The following is a 16,981-nucleotide window of genomic DNA, read 5'->3' on the forward strand; positions in this document are numbered from 1 at the left end:
CATGACCGTCATGACCGCCTCGTTCGCCGCGGCAACGATCACCGAGCTGCCGCCAAGCGCCCGGTTTTCGCTACGCACCACCGATCCCATTGCCGCCAGCGCCAGCCTCGGCCTCGAACTCCCGACGAAGGTCGGCGCGCGCGCCGCCGCTGGCGCCCGCACCGCACTGTGCCTCGGCCCCGACGAATGGCTCATCGAGGCGCCGGAGGCGGAGACGCCTGCCCTCATCGCGACCTTCTCCAATCTTGAGGCCCGCCTGCCACTCAGCGCCGTCGAAGTCTCGGATCGCGAGATCACCCTCGCGCTCTCCGGCCCCGCCGTCCTCGACCTGCTTGCCACTGGCTGCCCGCGCGACCTTGCGAAGCTCGCGGTCGGCTCCGGCTGCCGCACGCTCTTCGACACCGTGCAGGTGGTCCTGACCCGCGAGGCCGAGGACCGGTTTCACCTGACGGTCTGGCGCTCCTTCGCGCCCCACCTTCGCGCCCTTCTCGACATTGCCGCCCGCGAACTCGCCGCCGGCCTTTGAACATCAGGGAAACCCCATGCTCGATATCGCCGCCTCCCGCCTCTCCGACGAGGCCGTCGCCGCCGCCATCGGCCGTGAGCTCGGTCGCCAGCAGAACCAGATCGAACTGATCGCCTCGGAGAACATCGTCTCCCGTGACGTCCTGATCGCCCAAGGCTCGGTCCTGACCAACAAATATGCCGAGGGCTATCCCGGAAAACGCTATTACGGCGGCTGCGAATATGTCGACGAGGTCGAGATCGTCGCGATCGAACGCGTCAAGCAGCTCTTCGGTGCGGCCTATGCCAATGTCCAGCCGCATTCAGGTGCCCAGGCCAACCAGGCCGTGTTCCTCGCGCTGCTGCAGCCGGGCGACCGCATCATGGGCATGTCGCTCGCTCATGGCGGACACCTGACCCATGGCTCGCCGGTCACCATGTCCGGCAAATGGTTCGATGTCGTCGACTATCAGGTCCGCGAGGCCGACCAACTGATCGATATGGAGGCCGTCCGCGCCCGTGCGCTCGAAACCCGGCCGAAGCTCATTGTCGCCGGCGCTTCGGCCTATCCGCGCCAGATCGATTTCGCTGGTTTCCGGGCCATCGCCGACGAGGTCGGGGCCTGGCTGATGGTTGACATGGCTCACTATGCCGGCCTGATCGCCGCAGGTCTCTATCCCAATCCGGTGCCCCACGCCCACGTCACGACCTCGACCACCCACAAGACCCTACGTGGGCCGCGCGGAGGCCTGATCCTGACAAACGACGCGGAACTGGCGAAGAAGCTCAACTCCGCCGTGTTTCCGGGCAACCAGGGCGGCCCGCTGATGCATGTCATCGCCGCCAAGGCGGTGGCCTTCGGCGAGGCGCTGCAGCCGTCCTTCCGCGACTATGCCTACCGCGTCATCGCCAACGCCCGGGCGCTGGCCGCGGCGCTGAAGGCCGGTGGCCTCGACATCGTCTCCGGCGGCACCGATTCTCACATGGTGCTCGTGGACCTGCGCCCGAAGGGGGTGAAGGGTCGCGATGCCGAGAGGGCGTTGGAGCGCGCCGGCCTCACCTGCAACAAGAACGCCATTCCGTTCGACCCGGAGAAGCCGTTCGTCACCTCCGGCGTCCGCCTCGGAACCTCCGCCGGCACTACCCGCGGCTTCGGCGAGGCTGAATTCGCCCGCATCGGCGCGCTTGCTCTCAAGGTGGTGGATGCACTCGCTGCCGCCGGGCCCGAAGGCGATGCGGCCGTCGAGGCCGAGGTGCTGGCCGAGGTCCACGGACTCTGTGCCGCCCATCCGATCTACGTTGACTGACGGAGTGCCGGCCACCTTCATCTCGCCCGAGAGCGGTGCACGCCGCTCCCGCGATCCGCACCTTTGAGAGCCCGATGTTCCTGAGCGTCTTCGATATCTTCAAGATCGGCGTCGGCCCTTCGAGCTCGCACACCATGGGCCCGATGCTCGCCGCAGCCCGCTTCCTCGACGCCCTCCGCGAGGACAAGGGCCGCAAGCCCGGCTGCCGTGTCCCCGTTCGGATCGAGGCATCGCTGCACGGCAGCCTTGCCTTCACGGGCAAGGGCCACGCCACCGACCGCGCCGTCGTCCTCGGTCTTCTCGGCTACCGGCCGGAAACTCTCGATCCCGAGGAAGCCGAATGCCGCGTGACCGCTCTTAAAGTCGCACGCAGCATCGACATCCCGGGTCTCGGTCCGCTCGCCTTCGATCCGGACAAGGACGTCGTCTTCGACTACGGCCCGCCATTGCCCGGCCATGCCAACGGCATGGTCCTGCGCAGCTTCGATGCTGTCGGCAATCTCTACCTGTCCGAGATCTATTATTCGATCGGCGGCGGCTTCGTCCTGACCGAACGCGAACTCGGAAATACGGGCCTGAAGGGGAGCGACGCCGAGGTCAGCCGGCCCTATCCCTTCGCCACCGCTGCCGAGATGCTGGCCATGGGCGAGGCTTCCGGTCTTGGCATCGCCGCGATGAAGCGCGCGAACGAAGCGGCTGGCGGCGATTCCGCGCTCGATGCAGGTCTCGATCGCCTATGGGTGGTGATGAACGCTTGCATCGACCGCGGCCTCGCCACCGACGGCACGCTGCCCGGCGGCCTCAAGGTCCGACGCCGCGCCCGCGCCATCCATCAGACGCTGCTTGCCGAGCGCGGCAGCAATGCCGTCCAGCCGCATGCCGTCAATGACTGGCTGTCGGTCTACGCGATGGCGGTGAACGAGGAGAATGCGGCGGGCGGCCGTGTCGTGACCGCGCCGACCAACGGCGCCGCCGGCGTCGTGCCCGCGGTGATCCGCTATTACCGCGACCATTGCGTCGGCGCCTCTCACGACGGCATCCGCGACTTCCTGCTGACCGCCGCCGCCGTTGGCGGAATCATCAAGACCAATGCCTCGATCTCCGGCGCCGAGGTGGGCTGCCAGGGAGAAGTCGGTTCCGCGGCAGCGATGGCGGCTGCCGGCCTCTGTGCCGCGCTGGGCGGCTCCAATGCGCAGATTGAGAACGCCGCCGAGATCGCGCTCGAACATCATCTCGGCATGACCTGCGATCCGGCGCGTGGCCTCGTGCAGGTTCCATGCATCGAGCGCAATGGGCTCGGCGCCATCAAGGCCGTCGCGGCCGCTTCACTCGCGCTCCGTGGCGACGGCATCCATGTCGTCCCCCTCGACGCCTGCATCGAGACCATGCACCAGACCGGCCTCGATATGAGCGTGAAGTACAAGGAGACTTCGACCGGTGGTCTCGCCGTCAACTTGCCGGGGTGCTGAACATGTCGGATAGCTCCTTCATCCTCACGCTCACCAGCGCTCCCTTGCCGGGAATCATCGCTGCCGTCGGCACTACCATCGCCGAGCTCGATGGCAACATCATCGAAACGAACCAGCACTGGGACCGGGGCACAGATCGCTTTTTCCTGCGCGTCGCCTTTGTCGGGCCAGCCCGTCTGACCGGGCAGGCGGTGGAACAGGCGCTTGGTCCGGCCGTCGCGCGGTTCGGTCTCGAGTTCCGGATTGCCGACGCTTCCCACCGACCGTGCATCGTCGCCATGGTCTCGAAGTTCGACCATGCGCTTCTGCATCTGCTGTATCAGATCCGCGTTGGCTGGCTGCAGGCCGAGGTCGCCGCCATCGTCTCGAACCACGAAGGGGCCCGCACGATCGCCGAGGCGGCGGGCATCCGCTTTGTCCATCTGCCGATCACGCCGGCGACCAAACCAGCGCAGGAGGCCGCCCTGCTGGCGCTCCTCGACGAGACTGGTGCCGAGGCCGTCATTCTCGCCCGTTACATGCAGGTTCTGTCCGACGACCTCTCACGCAGGCTTTCGGGCCGCGCCATCAACATCCATCACTCGTTCCTGCCTGCCTTCAAGGGAGCCAAGCCCTATCATCAGGCGTACGAGCGTGGGGTCAAACAGATCGGCGCCACCGCCCATTATGTCACCGGCGACCTCGATGAAGGTCCGATCATTGAGCAGGACGTCGCCCGGGTCAGCCACGCGGATACCGCCGAGGATCTCGTCGCGATCGGCCGCGATGTCGAATCGCGCGTTCTCGCCCGCGCCGTCAAACTCCATCTCGAACGGCGGGTGATGCTCAGCGGCAGTAGGACCGTCATCTTCGGGAAATAGGCGCTCCAAACACGGCATAGGCAACGCATCCGGGCTCAGCTTGCAAGGAGAGCTGCTGGTCGGCGCGAGAGGCGAAGGGTTCCCGCGTATGAGCATGCCCGGAGGGAGGCGCCGCCTAGGATCCGGGCTCAATTGAGCCAGTATGTGCATGTGGTGGCGAATAAGGCGGCTGAGAGGTGGTTCCGGGCGAGCTTGTCGTAGCGTGTTGAAGCGGAGTCGTCAGTTTTCGATGACGATGCTCGTTTTGGTCCGGGTATGGAATATCTTGCTTTCGAGAAATTTATTGCAAAGCGTAGCGTTAAACAAGGTAGTAAGCCTGTTAGATTAGGGGCTTTTGGTACAATATAAGCGGCCTTAGCGCTGATCGCTCCGAACTATATCTGAGCGGTATTTACGTTGTGCTCCGGCCGTTGCTTGTTGGCTCTGTGTTGTTTCTGGCCATCATCAGCTTGCAGGGCCGCCGATAGTGATTCCTCATGGAGCCATGCGATGTACTTATTTGCCGCGATCTCCACCGTAAATTACCGTCCAAACGTGGCCGGGGACTTCAGAAAACCAAACTAAGGCCGGACGTTTCAACCGAAAAATGGGAGTGGTGAAAATGGGATATCGCGCTGCCGGGCGAATGCTCGCCATGTCATTATTCGCGCTTGCGCCGCTCTGCACGAAGCCGGCTCTGGCACAAGATGCCCTATCGGTCATGAGCTTCGGCGGCGCATACCAAGAAGCGCAGCGCAAGGCGTTGTTCGAGCCTTACGCCACCGCCACCCGCATCAAGGTCAGCGAGCAGGAATACGGTGGCGAAATCGCCAAGATCAAGGCCATGATCGAGTCCGGCAACACCACCGTCGATGTCGTCGACGTTGACGCGCCTACCCTCCTGCAGGGCTGCGACGAGGGCATCTTCGAGAAGATCAACTGGTCGGCCGTCGGCCCGAAGGCGGACTGGATCAGTGGCACGACTTCCGACTGCGGCGTCGGCACCATCGTCTATGCGACGACGCTCGCCTATGACGGGGCCAGGCTGACCAATGGTCCGACCACGATCAAGGACCTGTTCGACACGCAGAAATATCCCGGCAAGCGCGGCTTGTGGAAGAATCCGGCAACCAATCTCGAATTCGCTCTGCTCGCTGACGGCGTGCCGCCCTCGGAGGTTTATAAGACGCTGGCGACGCCCCAAGGCGTCAATCGGGCCTTTGCCAAGCTCGACACGATCAAGGGGAGTATCGTGTGGTGGGAAGCGGGCGCGCAGGCGCCGCAGCTGCTAGCGTCGGGCGAGGTCGTCATGACCACTGCCTGGAATGGCCGCGTCTACAACGCCAACAAGGAAGGCAAGGACTTCCGCATCGTCTGGGACAACCAGATCCTCGATTCCAATTTCTGGGTGATCCCGAAAGGTGCCAAGAACTCGGCCGCCTCGCTCGCCTTCATCAAATATGCGGTCGAACCCAAGGTCCTGGCCGGCCTGACCAAGTACATTCCCTACGGCCCGGTGCGGAAGTCGTCCGCCGAATTCGTGGCGCCGAAGGACGCCAAAAACCTGCCCACCAGCCCCGAGAACCTGACGGCGTCGCTGACGCTGGACAATGCCTTCTGGGCCGATAACGGCGACGAGCTCCGCAAGCGGTTTACGACCTGGCTCGCTCAGTAAAACGAACGTGTGGAGGAGCGCGTCCGTGAATTTTTCTCAAAAAGTCTCTGTTGTGGCAGATGTTCCGGCCGATGCTCTCGTTCGCTTCGAGGGCGTGAAGAAGTCCTATGACGGCATCAACTTCGTCGTGAAGGACCTCAATCTCAACGTTCGCCGCGGCGAATTCCTAACCATGCTGGGGCCTTCGGGCTCCGGCAAGACTACCACGCTCATGATGCTCGGCGGCTTCGAGCGCCCGACCCTTGGCCACATCACGCTCGACGGCAAGCCCGTCGAGCGTCTGCCGCCGGAAAAGCGCAACATCGGTTTCGTGTTCCAGAACTACGCCTTGTTCCCCCACATGACGGTGGCCGAGAACGTGGCATTTCCGCTCCGCTATCGCGGCATTAAGGGAGCTGCGGCACAGCAGAAGGTGCAGGAGGCGCTCGGCCGCGTCAGCCTCGATGCCTTGGGCAACCGCCGCCCGGCCCAGCTCTCCGGCGGCCAGCAGCAGCGCGTCGCCCTGGCGCGGGCGCTCGTATTCGAGCCGTCTCTGGTGCTGATGGACGAGCCGCTCGGGGCGCTCGACAAGCAGTTGCGCGAGCGTATGCAGATCGAGATCAAGCAGCTGCAGACCTCGCTCGGCATCACCATGGTCTACGTCACCCACGACCAATCGGAGGCGCTGACCATGTCGGACCGCATCGCGGTGTTTCACGACGGACGTATCCAACAGTTGGCCGACCCCGAAACGCTCTACAACGAACCCGCGAACCGTTTCGTCGCCTCCTTCATCGGTGAAAACAATACCGTGCCCTGTACCCGGCTTGGCGCCGAGGGCGATGTCGCCGTGATCCGCATGGGCGACGGATCGACCTTCCGCGCCGCCGGGACGGATGCCGTCGGCGCCGACGGCAAGGTGACGATGTCGGTTCGGCCCGAAAACATCGGGCTTGCCGCCGCGGGCGACCGCCCCCACGTCAACCGCTTCGCTGGCAAGGTGCGCGAGGTCTTTTTCCTGGGTGACCATATGCGGCTGACGGTAGAAGCCCTCGGCGGTCAGCTCGTGACTGCCCGGATTCCGGCCAGCCGGTCGCGATCCTTCGCATCGGGGGACGATGTCGTGCTCGAATGCTGCGTGTCGTCGTGCCGCTTGCTGGAGGCATGACCGTGAGTGTCGTGGATATCGACCGCATTGACGTCTTCATGGCCGTCCGCCGGGCCGAGCGGCCGGCGCGGCGCGCGGCTTTCTCGCTCGCGCTGCCGCTGATCGCCTTCCTGGTGCTCGCCTTCCTCGCACCGATTCTCTACTTGCTGGTCACGGCCGTGGCCAATCCCGAAACCCGCGCGGTGCTGCCGCGCACGCTGGCTGCCCTGGAGAGCTGGCACGGGGTGTCACCGCCGGACGAGCCGGTCTATGCCGCCCTCGCCGCCGATCTCAAGGCCGCCAAGGACGGCAGCACCGCCGCCCTTCTCGGCAAGAGGCTGAACTATGAGATCTCCGGCATGCGCAGCCGCGTGCTCTCCGCTGCCCGGATGGTCGATCAGTTCGAGGTCGGCCCCTACAAGGAGAAGTTCGTCGCGTTGCACAAGGATTGGGCCTCACCCGATGTCTGGGCCGTCATCAAGCGCAATGGCGCATCGCTGACGCCCTACTATCTCCTCACCGCGCTCGATCTTCGGCAGGCCCCGGACGGGACGCTGGAGCGAGCGGCCGGCGACCAGGCGATCTTCCTCAACGTTCTCGGGCGAACCTTGTTCGTGGCGGGCTTGGTCACACTGTTCACGCTTCTTCTCGGCTATCCCGTCGCCTATGTGCTGACCATCGCGCCCAAGGCGATCGCCGGCATCATGATGCTGCTGGTGCTGCTGCCGCTATGGACCTCGCTGCTCGTGCGCACCACGGCATGGGTCGTGCTGCTGCAGTCGAACGGCGTCATCAACGATCTCCTCATGGCGCTGCACCTGACCAGCGAGAAGATGCAGCTCATCTTCACCCGGATCGGGACGGTCACGGCGATGACGCACATCCAACTGCCGTTCACCATCCTGCCGATCTACAGCGTGATGCGCTCGATCCCGACGACCCAGCTTCGCGCGGCACGCTCGCTAGGGGCTGGGCCGTCCTCGGCGTTCTGGCGTGTCTATGCGCCGCAGACGCTGCCCGGCGTGGTGGCCGGCTGCCTGATGACCTTCATCCTGTCGCTGGGCTATTACATCACGCCGGCGCTGGTCGGCGGACCGCGCGACCAGATGGTCTCGAATTTCATCTCCGTCTACATCAACCGCGACCTCAACTGGGGCCTGGCCGCCGGCCTCGGCGGGGTGCTGCTGGTCGTGACGCTCGCCATCTACCTGCTATTCCTGCGCCTGGTCGGCGCCGACAAGATCAAGTTGGGGTGACGACATGTGGCTGCCTTCTTATGCAACGCCGTCTGAGCGCCTGGCGCGCACCCTGGTGGTGGCTCTGGCGGTCGCCGTTCTCCTGTTCCTGATCGCGCCGTTGTTCATCATCGTGCCGCTGTCCTTCTCCAGGGATCCGTTCTTCACCCTGCCGGTGCGGGAATATTCGCTGCGCTGGTATGAGGACTTCTTCGGCAACGCGCGCTGGATGAACTCGATCGTCAACAGTGCCATTGCGGCGGTGCTGACGACGGTGCTGGCGACGACGCTCGGCACGCTGGCGGCGCTCGGCATTTCGCGCCCCGATTTTCCGGCGCGGCGCCTGGTCATGGCGCTGCTGATCTCGCCGATGATCGTGCCGGTCGTCATTGTCGCGGTCGGCAGCTATCTCTTCTTCGGCCAGTTCGGGCTGACTAATACGCGGCTGGGCCTGGTGCTCGCTCACACGGCTCTGGCGACGCCTTTTGTCGTCATCACAGTGACGGCGACGCTGTCGACCTACGACACCAACCTGACACGGGCCGCGCTCAGCTCCGGCGCCCCGCCGGCCTCCGCATTTTTCCGGGTGACGCTGCCCAACATCATGCCGGGCGTGGTGTCCGGGGCGATCTTCGCTTTCGCCACGTCGTTCGACGAGGTGGTGGTGGCGCTGTTCATGACGGCGGCCGAGCAGCGCACGCTGCCGGTGCAGATGTTCTCCGGCATACGCGACCAGATCAACCCGACCATCATGGCCGCCGCCACGCTGCTCCTGGCCTTGTCGATCGTGCTGTTCGCCGTCCTGACCCTGCTGACGCGCCAGCGAAGGGCGTGACGAACAGGGCAGGCCAGTGGTCAAGGTGAGGCGGTCGCCCCGGCCTCAACCGGCTCTGGCGGTTCCCTGTTCCGCGACGAACATGTCGGCGAAGCGCGCTGCAAAGCTGCGAGCAACGGCCGAGCGCTGGCAGTCGGGGCCGACATAAATGCCGACCACGACGTCCGCGAGGCGCGGCAGGTGGCTGGCGGGCTCGACGATGCTCAGGGCCGAGGGAACGATGCGGCGTGCCAGCACCGTCATGCCGAAGCCGGCCCCCACGGCTGCTTCCAGCCCGGACAAGCTGGGGCTCGTATAGACGAGCTCGAAGCTGCGCCCGTCACGCTGCAATGCCGTCAGCATGTTGCGCCGGTAGAGGCAGCCTTCGGGATAGCAGACGATTCGCAGCGGCCCCTTCGTGCCGGCATCCGCCGACTGGCCGGTCGGCGCGCTGGCGCCGCCGACCCAGGCCAGCGGTTCCTTCCAGGTCACGAAGGCCCCTTCCGAAGGACCGTCCGGCGTCATCGCGACGACGATGTCGTACTGACCCTTGCGCATCCCCTCCAGCAGATTGTGGGAGAGGTCGCAGACCACATCAAAGGTGATGTCGGCGCCGTCGCGGGCGAAGCTCGCCATCAGCTTCGGCAGGAAGTGATCGGCGTAATCGTTCGGGATGCCGAGCCTCAGCTTACCCTTGCTGTCGCGGTTGGTCAGTTTCAGCATCATCTCGTCGTTGAGCGCCAGGATCCGGCGGGCATAGCCGGCCACCAGTTCGCCCTGCTCGCTGAGCTGGGATCCGCCGTCTTTGGTAAACAGGGAAATACCCAGAAGTCCCTGCAGCCGTTTTATCTGCAGGCTGATGGCCGGCTGGGTGCGGCCAAGCTGTTCGCCGGCTCGGGTGTAGCCGCGCAGGTCTATGACCGTTACGAAGGCACGAAGGAGATCGGTCGGAATGCTGCGCATCCACAAGCCTCTGACGCATATGAGCGCTTATCGGGCGTTGCCGATCCCTTCGCGCCGCAGAGATGCCCAATCTTCCGGCGTCTACGCCGTACTGGACTGAAAGCCGCTACACGGCGCTCCAAGGAATTGCGCGTGTTTCCAAGGAATTATGCGTGGCCTCATATGAGCATTATCGTCGCACGAGCGCAAGCGGACCTCGGCGTCTGACCAAGGCCCGCGTTACCTCGTGATCGGCCCTTAGGCCTTGATGATGTTGTGTTCCGGCCCGAACGGGAATTTGGTGATGTTTTCGGCCCCGTCCTCGGTGATGACCAGGATGTCGTGCTCGCGATAGCCGCCGGCGCCCGGCATGCCCTCCGGCAGCGTCACCATCGGCTCCATCGACACCACCATGCCGGGTTGCAGCACCGTGTTGATGTCTTCGCGCAGCTCCACGCCGGCCTCGCGGCCATAGTAGTGCGACAGGACACCGAAGGAATGGCCGTAGCCAAAAGAGCGATAGCCCAGGAGGTTGTGACTCCGGTAGATATCGTTCAGCTCCGTCGCCACGTCGCCGCAGCGCACACCGGGCCTGAGCAGTTCGAGGCCGCGCCGGTGGACCTGGCAATTGACCTCCCAGATGCGCAAATGCTCATCGCTGACGTGGTCGAGGAAGAGCGTGCGCTCGAGAGCGGTGTAGTAGCCGGCGATCATCGGGAAACAGTTGAGCGACAGGATGTCGCCTTTCTGGACCTGGCGCGATGTCACCGGGTTGTGGGCGCCGTCGGTGTTGATGCCCGACTGGAACCACACCCAGGTATCCATCAGTTCGACATGCGGGAACGTCTTGGCGATGTGGCGCACCATGGTCTGCGTGCCGGCGAGCGCGATCTCGTATTCCGGAACGCCTTCGCGGATGGCATCGCGGATCGCTTCGCCGCCGATGTCGGCGGTCCGGGCGCCCTCCTTGATCAGCGCGATCTCCTCGGCCGACTTGATCGTGCGCAGCCACATGGTCGGGGCGCCGATGTCGACGAACTCCACGGCCGGGAAGGCGTCCTGCAGGAGCCGGCGCAGATCGAGATTGACATGGTCGAACTCGATGCCGAGACGCCTGGCCCCGGGCAGCAGCTGCTGTAGCGCATGGAAATAGTTGTCGCGCTGCCAGTCAGTGTAGGTGATGTTGTCGCCGAAGGTCCGGCGCCAGGGCTGGCCCGCATCGATCCCGGCCGAAACCGATACGGCCTTGTCGGCCGTCACCACGAAGGCGTACCGGCGCCCGAAGTAGCAGTACAGGAAGTCCGAAAAATAGCAGATGTTGTGGTACGAGGTCAGGATGGCGCCGTCGAGCTTCAGCTCGTCCAGAATTTTGCGCAGCCCATCCTGGCGGCAGCTCATCTCGGTTGCGCTGAAGGTCGGAACGACCTTCTGGCCATTATGCATGTTCTGCAGCCGCAGCAGCTCGTTCGGCATGCCTGTCCTATGAACGTTCACGTTTTCCTCCGCGCCGAAACAAGAAGTTCTGAAGTCGATGCGGACTATAGGAAGCCGTCGTAGGCGCTGGAAATTAGAAGTCGATATCCGTCAATTTGGGTTCGTAATCCGCACGCCGCTCCTCCCGCGCTCGCGCCGGGAACTCGGCGGTGAGAGCGGCGATGCGGTGATCGAGAGCTTTTTCAAGCGCACTGGACAGGATGAAGGCGAACGCGCTGGTCGAAGGGGCCGGCCTGCCCAGATTGTCCGGCGTCAGGGCCGATTGGATCATTCAGGGCTGAGTGCGAACGGAGGATTTCTGGTTCATCGTAGCTTTTGAGGAGCGCAGATGAGACAGGGATCCGAGACCGGCGTGTCGTCGGCTGGGCAACCAGCGACAGGCTCCACAAGGAACTGGCGTTGTTGCCCTGCGCCGGGCCATTGCCGTGCGGCGTCCGGCCGCCGGGCTGATCCACCACGCAGATCGCGGCAGCCAATGCTGCTCCCTCGACTACCACGCGGAGTTGAGGAAGCACGGCGTCCTGATCTCGACGTCGGGCGCGGGAACTGCTTTGATGGCGAGATTATCCGGGCAGCCTGAAGATCGCCCGCGATACCGCGTTGAAGGCCCGCACCCAGGTGATGGTCACGCTCAAGACTCTCATCGTCAATGCGCCCCAGATACTGCGCGAAGAGTTCATCGCCATCACCGGCCCGATGACGCTGATCCGGGCGTTGGCGGCCTTGCGTCCCGGTCCCATCTCCTCGACAACGGCTTCGGCCACGACGGCGCTGCGCATGCTGGCTCGGCGATGGCTCGCTCTCGACGCTGAAATCCGTAAACTCGACGATGTGCTCGAGAGGTTGGTTTGCCACCAAGCGCCGGCCCTGATGGCCGCGCCACCGGCACGATCGCGGAGATGTTGATCGTTCTCGGCGACAATCCCGAACGGATCCGATCGGAGGCCGCCTTCGCAAAACTCTGCGGCGTCTGCCCCATCCCGGCATCCAGCGGCAAGACCACGCGCCACCGCCTCAACCGAGGCGGCCACCACCGCGAACCCGTGGATCATTGCGGCGTTTCATATCCGGCCGCAAGTGCCTCCGCATCCCAGGTGCCGAGAAGATCATACGATGGCTCAGAGACGGGGCTGAAACCTCTGAGAAGCAGACGCTCCCGGACTGCCGCAAGTCCGGACGCCTCTTCCACGGCCAGAAAAGCCGCGCGCAGCGCTTCTATGACCTGCGGCGGGCAGGAACGCGACGCGACGAAAAACGGGATCGGGGCCGGCGCCGTGGTCGCGACGACGCGCAAGCCGTGGGCGGGATCGTCCGGTGCGGCGCGCATGAGGTCGAAGGCATAGGAATCGAGCGGACCGGCATCGATCGCGCCGGACAGGAGCGCCGCGACCACGCCGCGCGGCGTATGCAGCGGACCGACGCTTTCCGCGTAGAGCGCGGGCCGGCTCGCAGTACGATAGCCGAGCAGATGGTGGCGCAGGGCATTGAAGCCGGACTGCGATTCCTCCAGCGTGTAGCCGATGCGATGGCCGAACGTATCCTCCAGCGTCCGGAAGGGGCTGTCGGCGCGCACGACGATATCGGTCATGTAGCGCGGAAGACCTTCGTAGCGCGGTGGGGCCGGCACGGGACAGGCGATCGGCACCGGCTTCGGCTCGGCCCGCGACCAGGGTCGGCCGCACATGAACGCGGCTCCCAGATCGGATCGCGTCCAGAGCGCCGTCATCGGCAGGCGCGTGGGATGCTGGATCGTCTCCAGATCGACGCCGCTCTTCCGGGCGACCCAGGCGAAAAGCTCGGCCCAGGCGGCCGAGGCGTCGGCGGTCACCGCATACATGCGGGCATTGGCCACCCAGCTCATGCCGCCGCATCCGCTCCATCGAGAATGGCGTCGCGGGTGACATGGCCGAGGACGGCGCCGTCGGCGCCGTGCACGTTCACGCTGCGGGCACCGGAACCGATCAGGCGCGCCAGTGCTTCACGCACGGAAGCGCCGCTGGCTATCGCTGGAGCATCCGCGACGGAGCCGGGCCGCATCAGCGCATCGACGCTGCGCAGGCTCAGGCGCTTGAGCGCGCGATCGGGGCCGACGAAGGCCTCGACGAACGAATCCGCGGGAGCTGCGAGAATCTCGTCCGGCGTCGCGTACTGGATGAGGCGCCCGTCGCGCATGATCGCGACGCGGTCGCCCATCTTCATGGCTTCGTCGAGATCATGCGTGACCATGACGATGGTCTTGCGCACGCGCTTGAGGATCTCCTTGAATTCGTCCTGGAGCCGCTCGCGCGCGATCGGGTCGATCGCGCCGAAAGGCTCGTCCATCAGCATGACCGGCGGATCGGCGGCCAGGGCGCGCGCCACGCCGACACGCTGGCGCTGCCCGCCCGAGAGGCGATGCGGCATCATGCTGCGGAAGCGCTCCGGCTCGAGCCCGACCAGCGCCAGCAGCTCGTCGATGCGCTCCTCGGTCTTGCCCTTCGTCCAGCCCAGCAGGCGCGGCACCGTGGCGATGTTCTCCGCCACCGTCATATGCGGAAACAGGCCGATCTGCTGGATGACGTAGCCGATGCGGCGCCGCAGCGTCACCGGATCGAGCCGGGTGACGTCCTGCCCCTCGATGAAGATGCGGCCGGCGCTCGGCTCGATCATGCGGTTGATCATCCGCATCGTGGTGGTCTTCCCGCAGCCCGAGGGACCGATGAGCGCGGTCGTGGTGCCCTCCGGCATCTCGATGGTCACATCGTCCACCGAGGGCTTGCCGGCGGCGCCGAAGCGCTTGGTGATGCCTTCCAGCCTGATCATCGTGCATTGCCTCCCTCGCGCACGTCCCTGAACAGGCGCCGCTCCGCAAAACCCAGCAGGATTTCGACGCCCATTGCGAGGACGGCGATCGGAATCGCTCCCGCGAGGAGGCGCTGCTGGTCCATGACCGCGATCCCGGCCGTGATGAAGTCTCCGAGGCCGCCGCCGCCGATGAAGGAGGCCAGCGTCGCCCCCGATATCACCTGGATGGCGGCCGTCCGCATGCCCGCGAAGATCGCCGGGGCGGCCAGCGGAATCTGGACCTTGCGCAGGATCTGGCCGCGCGTCATGCCCATGCCCGCAGCCGCATCGACGAGATCGGCGTCGACTTCCCGCAGGCCGACATAGGTGTTGAGCAGGATCGGCGGCAGAGCCAGCACCACCAGCGCGACGACGGACGGCACGAGGCCGATGCCGAGCAGCGGCAGGGCAGCGGCGAGGATCGCGAGGCTCGGGATGGTGCGGAGCGTGTTGACGATGTTGATGACGAGCGCGGCCAGCCGCTCACGCCCCAGAACGGAGATGGCAAGCGGAATGCCGATCACCAGCGCGAGACCGAGCGACCAGACGCTCATCTCCGCATGCTGGATCAAGGCGGTCCGCATCAAGTCCCAATGGGCGGCGACCCAGGCGAAGGTTCCGGCGATCAGCGACATCTCAGGCCACCCGTCCAAGACGCAGGCGCCGCTCGAGGCGCGTCAGGGCAAAATCGGCACTGACCGCCATGGCGGAAGCGAGCAGGCCGCCGGTGAGGATCTTCTCGGGATAGCGCTGGTCGATGCCGGCGAAGATGATCGTGCCGAGCCCGCCGGCATTGATATAGGCTGCGACCGTCGCGATGCCGATGACGGTGATGGTGGCGATGCGGACACCGGAGACGATGAGCGGCGTTGCCAGCGGCAACTCGATCCGCAGCAGGCGCCGCCAGGGATCGTAGCCCATGCCCGTCGCCGCATCGAGCACCTCGGGCGGCACCGACCTGATGCCGAGCGCCACGTTGCGAACGAGGGCCAGCAGGCAATAGGAGACGAGCCCGACGATCGCCGGCTTGAAGCCGAGCCCGAGGAAGGGGATGAGCAACGCGAACAGCGCCAGGCTCGGAATCACGAAGATGGCGCCGGTCAGAAAGACCACGACGGCATAGACCGCGGGCCGGCGCGCGCTGTAGACGCCCAGAACCAGCGATATGGCCAGCGCGATCGCAACCGAGACGACGACGAGCGTCACATGCTCCCACAGCGCCTGGGCGATATCGGGCAGATGTGTCGGAACCCAGCGCAGCATCACTTCGCCTCCTCGCGGATCCCGCCGAAGACATCGAACGCACCGGCCGCGATCATCGCGTCCAGCGTTTCGATATCGGGTGTCGCGGGCCTGTCCTCGGTCAGCATGGCGACAGCGCTCCGCACGGCAGCCCGGACGCCGGCCGTGCCCCGGCCGAGCGCGATGCCATCCCGCAGGTCGACGGCCTGGGCCGCGACCATCAGCTCCACGGCGATCAGCAGCCGCAACCGGGCGACGATGTCGGCGGTCTTCTCGACCACGGCCGTCGCCATCGTGGCGTAGTCCTCGACGCGGTCGGCGACGGGCAGGACGAAGACGGGCATCGGATTGGCCTTGTGCTGGATCTCCGCGACCAGCGCCGCGACCGTCTTCTGCACCGTGGCATAGCCGTTGCGGCCGTTCTGGATCGGGCTGAGAAAGCGCGGCAGCTCGCTGGAGGCCGGCGACATCAGCTTCATGATCCGCTCGCCGACCATGGCCGCGACCCGGGCGAGGGCAAGGCCAAGCATCTCGAAGGCGAGGGTCAGATGGGTGGTGTCGAAATTGGCGTTGGGCAGGGAATACCCCTCCGCGAAGATCGCCGGGTTGTCGTCGCTGCTGTTGATCTCCGCATCGACGATCTCGCCGGCTGAATCCAGCGCTGCGACCGCCGCCCCCATGACCGGGGCTATGCAGCGGAAGCTCAATGGATCCTGCAGGCGGCGGGCCATGCCGGGCTGGACGAGGGCGCCGTGCTCGAACAGGGCGCGCATCGCCGCCGCAACCGCCTCCTGTCCTGGCAGGGGCCGCAGCGCCAGCGCTGCTTCCGACAGCGGATTCAGCGAGCAGCGATAGGCTTCGAAGGAGAGGGCGCCGGCCGCGACGGCGGCTGAGAGCACCCGCCGTGCATCGGCGACGCAGAGCACCGCAAGACCGACCGAAGCGGCATTGGAAGACACCAGCGCGAGGCCGTCCTTGCCGACGAGATGGAACGGGGACAGACCGGCACGCTCCAGCGCGACGGCCCCCGGCACGGTCTCGCCTGCCACAGTCGCGAAACCCTGCCCGGTGAGGACGGCTGCGATCGCGGCCAGCGGCGCGAGGTCGCCTTCCCCGATCGAGCCTGTCATCGGCACGACCGGCTGCACGTCGCGCTCGACCAGCCTGACAAGGCCGCGCGCTGTCGCGAGGCTCGCGCCGGAACAGCCCCGGGCGAGCCGGGCAGCCCGTGTCGTCATGATGGCGCGCAACTCCCGGCGCGAACCGGCCCGGCCGACGCCGACGCAACGCGCCAGCGGCACGCGCATCTGCACGTCGTCATCCGCCCGCAACGCCGTGTCGACGGCGGCGCCCAGTCCGGTCGTAACGCCGTAGATGCGTTCGCCCGCGGCGCTGAGCATGGCAAGCGCGCTCGCCGAGGCCTCGATACGGGCCTCAGCCGCTTCGGAGAAGGCGATGGCGTGCTGACCATCGGCGACACCGGCGATATCGCCGATGGTCAGGCGGGCTGT

The 16,981-nt window shown here is 65.7% G+C and carries 17 protein-coding genes and 2 pseudogenes; 11 read left to right on the forward strand and 8 right to left on the reverse strand.

The features are described 5' to 3' along the window. Position 1: 1 nt before the first annotated feature. The 8 genes from Q0Q02_RS16090 to Q0Q02_RS16125 all read left to right on the forward strand — a co-directional run bounded on the left by Q0Q02_RS16090 (position 2) and on the right by Q0Q02_RS16125 (position 8,990). On the forward strand, positions 2-526 hold the full coding sequence (locus tag Q0Q02_RS16090; RefSeq protein WP_293810759.1) for a sarcosine oxidase subunit gamma: 525 nt from the start codon (positions 2-4) through the stop codon (positions 524-526). A gap of 16 nt (positions 527-542) precedes the next feature. Then, entirely contained in the window at positions 543-1,811 is a 1,269-nt protein-coding gene (glyA, locus tag Q0Q02_RS16095; protein ID WP_293810760.1) for a serine hydroxymethyltransferase, read from the forward strand. A 74-nt stretch (positions 1,812-1,885) separates the two neighbouring features. Continuing rightward, on the forward strand, positions 1,886-3,280 hold the full coding sequence (locus Q0Q02_RS16100) for an L-serine ammonia-lyase (protein WP_293810761.1): 1,395 nt from the start codon (positions 1,886-1,888) through the stop codon (positions 3,278-3,280). Between the two features lie 2 nt (positions 3,281-3,282). Continuing rightward, complete coding sequence (gene purU / locus Q0Q02_RS16105) at positions 3,283-4,140, forward strand: formyltetrahydrofolate deformylase (protein WP_293810762.1); 858 nt, start codon at positions 3,283-3,285, stop codon at positions 4,138-4,140. Between the two features lie 634 nt (positions 4,141-4,774). Next, the gene (locus tag Q0Q02_RS16110; protein WP_293810763.1) at positions 4,775-5,794 is read left to right on the forward strand and encodes an ABC transporter substrate-binding protein; all 1,020 of its coding nucleotides are present in this window, start codon (positions 4,775-4,777) and stop codon (positions 5,792-5,794) included. Positions 5,795-5,819: 25 nt separating this feature from the next. Further along, entirely contained in the window at positions 5,820-6,941 is a 1,122-nt protein-coding gene (locus Q0Q02_RS16115; protein ID WP_293810764.1) for an ABC transporter ATP-binding protein, read from the forward strand. A 2-nt stretch (positions 6,942-6,943) separates the two neighbouring features. Then, positions 6,944-8,176 carry an ABC transporter permease gene (locus tag Q0Q02_RS16120; protein ID WP_293810765.1) on the forward strand — a complete coding sequence of 411 codons (1,233 nt, stop codon included), beginning with the start codon at positions 6,944-6,946 and terminating at the stop codon, positions 8,174-8,176. Between the two features lie 4 nt (positions 8,177-8,180). Beyond that, positions 8,181-8,990, forward strand: a complete 810-nt coding sequence (locus tag Q0Q02_RS16125) for an ABC transporter permease (protein ID WP_293810766.1) — start codon at positions 8,181-8,183, stop codon at positions 8,988-8,990. A gap of 45 nt (positions 8,991-9,035) precedes the next feature. Here Q0Q02_RS16125 and Q0Q02_RS16130 read toward each other — a convergent pair whose 3' ends face one another. The 3 genes from Q0Q02_RS16130 to Q0Q02_RS16140 all read right to left on the reverse strand — a co-directional run bounded on the left by Q0Q02_RS16130 (position 9,036) and on the right by Q0Q02_RS16140 (position 11,676). Continuing rightward, positions 9,036-9,932: a LysR substrate-binding domain-containing protein gene (locus tag Q0Q02_RS16130; protein WP_293810767.1), complete on the reverse strand. Its 897-nt coding sequence runs from the start codon at positions 9,930-9,932 to the stop codon at positions 9,036-9,038. Positions 9,933-10,169: 237 nt separating this feature from the next. After that, complete coding sequence (locus Q0Q02_RS16135; RefSeq protein ID WP_293810776.1) at positions 10,170-11,384, reverse strand: M24 family metallopeptidase; 1,215 nt, start codon at positions 11,382-11,384, stop codon at positions 10,170-10,172. A gap of 94 nt (positions 11,385-11,478) precedes the next feature. Continuing rightward, positions 11,479-11,676, reverse strand: coding sequence for a hypothetical protein (locus Q0Q02_RS16140; RefSeq protein WP_293810768.1), 198 nt, complete (start codon positions 11,674-11,676; stop codon positions 11,479-11,481). Between the two features lie 77 nt (positions 11,677-11,753). On the opposite strand from Q0Q02_RS16140, the pseudogene Q0Q02_RS16145 reads away from it, so the two are divergent. From Q0Q02_RS16145 to Q0Q02_RS16155, 3 genes and pseudogenes are all read left to right on the forward strand, one after another. Next, positions 11,754-11,973, forward strand: a pseudogene (locus tag Q0Q02_RS16145) (DDE-type integrase/transposase/recombinase); the annotation flags it as partial. A gap of 32 nt (positions 11,974-12,005) precedes the next feature. Further along, the gene (locus Q0Q02_RS16150) at positions 12,006-12,311 is read left to right on the forward strand and encodes a hypothetical protein (RefSeq protein ID WP_293810769.1); all 306 of its coding nucleotides are present in this window, start codon (positions 12,006-12,008) and stop codon (positions 12,309-12,311) included. A 23-nt stretch (positions 12,312-12,334) separates the two neighbouring features. Continuing rightward, positions 12,335-12,433: pseudogene (locus tag Q0Q02_RS16155) on the forward strand (transposase); the annotation flags it as partial. Positions 12,434-12,453: 20 nt separating this feature from the next. Here Q0Q02_RS16155 and Q0Q02_RS16160 read toward each other — a convergent pair. From Q0Q02_RS16160 to hutH, 5 genes are all read right to left on the reverse strand, one after another. Continuing rightward, positions 12,454-13,266, reverse strand: a complete 813-nt coding sequence (locus tag Q0Q02_RS16160; protein ID WP_293810770.1) for a PhnD/SsuA/transferrin family substrate-binding protein — start codon at positions 13,264-13,266, stop codon at positions 12,454-12,456. Continuing rightward, positions 13,263-14,207 carry an ABC transporter ATP-binding protein gene (locus Q0Q02_RS16165; RefSeq protein ID WP_293810771.1) on the reverse strand — a complete coding sequence of 315 codons (945 nt, stop codon included), beginning with the start codon at positions 14,205-14,207 and terminating at the stop codon, positions 13,263-13,265. Before Q0Q02_RS16165 ends, Q0Q02_RS16160 begins: the two co-directional genes overlap by 4 nt. Further along, positions 14,204-14,863: an ABC transporter permease gene (locus Q0Q02_RS16170; RefSeq protein ID WP_293810772.1), complete on the reverse strand. Its 660-nt coding sequence runs from the start codon at positions 14,861-14,863 to the stop codon at positions 14,204-14,206. The genes Q0Q02_RS16165 and Q0Q02_RS16170 overlap by 4 nt, the downstream gene beginning before the upstream one ends. Before the next feature lies 1 nt (position 14,864). Continuing rightward, on the reverse strand, positions 14,865-15,488 hold the full coding sequence (locus Q0Q02_RS16175) for an ABC transporter permease (protein ID WP_293810777.1): 624 nt from the start codon (positions 15,486-15,488) through the stop codon (positions 14,865-14,867). Positions 15,489-15,490: 2 nt separating this feature from the next. Further along, positions 15,491-16,981: aromatic amino acid lyase (gene hutH / locus Q0Q02_RS16180; protein WP_293810773.1), on the reverse strand; the 1,491-nt coding region annotated here is incomplete at its 5' end.

Origin of the sequence: uncultured Allobosea sp. (assembly GCF_945956895.1) — a bacterium.
Lineage (GTDB): Bacteria > Pseudomonadota > Alphaproteobacteria > Rhizobiales > Beijerinckiaceae > Allobosea.

Bases quoted from the DNA above. Each gene is read 5' to 3' on its own strand.
- Q0Q02_RS16160 (WP_293810770.1), bottom strand. From the start codon at position 13,266: ATGAGCTGGGTGGCCAATGCCCGCATGTATGCGGTGACCGCCGACGCC.
- glyA (WP_293810760.1), top strand. From the start codon at position 543: ATGCTCGATATCGCCGCCTCCCGCCTCTCCGACGAGGCCGTCGCCGCC.
- Q0Q02_RS16135 (WP_293810776.1), bottom strand. From the start codon at position 11,384: ATGCCGAACGAGCTGCTGCGGCTGCAGAACATGCATAATGGCCAGAAG.
- Q0Q02_RS16140 (WP_293810768.1), bottom strand. From the start codon at position 11,676: ATGATCCAATCGGCCCTGACGCCGGACAATCTGGGCAGGCCGGCCCCT.
- Q0Q02_RS16100 (WP_293810761.1), top strand. From the start codon at position 1,886: ATGTTCCTGAGCGTCTTCGATATCTTCAAGATCGGCGTCGGCCCTTCG.
- Q0Q02_RS16125 (WP_293810766.1), top strand. From the start codon at position 8,181: ATGTGGCTGCCTTCTTATGCAACGCCGTCTGAGCGCCTGGCGCGCACC.
- Q0Q02_RS16165 (WP_293810771.1), bottom strand. From the start codon at position 14,207: ATGATCAGGCTGGAAGGCATCACCAAGCGCTTCGGCGCCGCCGGCAAG.
- Q0Q02_RS16110 (WP_293810763.1), top strand. From the start codon at position 4,775: ATGTCATTATTCGCGCTTGCGCCGCTCTGCACGAAGCCGGCTCTGGCA.
- purU (WP_293810762.1), top strand. From the start codon at position 3,283: ATGTCGGATAGCTCCTTCATCCTCACGCTCACCAGCGCTCCCTTGCCG.
- Q0Q02_RS16130 (WP_293810767.1), bottom strand. From the start codon at position 9,932: ATGCGCAGCATTCCGACCGATCTCCTTCGTGCCTTCGTAACGGTCATA.
- Q0Q02_RS16090 (WP_293810759.1), top strand. From the start codon at position 2: ATGACCGTCATGACCGCCTCGTTCGCCGCGGCAACGATCACCGAGCTG.
- Q0Q02_RS16170 (WP_293810772.1), bottom strand. From the start codon at position 14,863: ATGTCGCTGATCGCCGGAACCTTCGCCTGGGTCGCCGCCCATTGGGAC.